This window comes from Pseudomonas sp. Colony2, from assembly GCF_019382755.1.
Lineage (GTDB): Bacteria > Pseudomonadota > Gammaproteobacteria > Pseudomonadales > Pseudomonadaceae > Aquipseudomonas.
On sequence record NZ_CP080030.1, the window covers coordinates 4,947,257 to 4,947,634 of the forward strand.

General features: G+C 65.6%; 1 protein-coding gene. It reads right to left on the reverse strand.

The annotated features are described in order from the left end of the window. A partial coding sequence (locus tag JV201_RS30230; protein WP_257903336.1) for an AMP-binding protein occupies window positions 1–378 on the reverse strand: 378 nt, incomplete at both ends.

The window sequence follows — 378 nt, forward strand, 5'->3', positions numbered from 1 at the left end:
AAGGTGCCTTTGGGATTGCCGGTGGAACCGGAGGTGTAGATCACGTAGGCGAGGTTCGAAGGATCCACGACGACTTGCGGGTCGCTGTCGGCAAAGGCGCTGACGTCGGTATCCAGCAGCAGGGTTTTCACGCCGTCAGGCACCGGTAATTGACCGGTCAGCGACGCCTGGGCCAGCAGCAGCTGGATGCCGCTGTCTTGCATCATGTAGGCCAGGCGGTCCTGCGGGTAGGTTGGGTCGAGCGGCACATAGGCGCCGCCGGCCTTGAGGATCGCCAGCAGGCCGACGATCATCTCGATACCCCGCTCCGCGGCCAGGCCCACCAGCACGTCCGGCCCCACGCCGTGAGCGATCAACTGATGCGCACGGCGGTTGGCC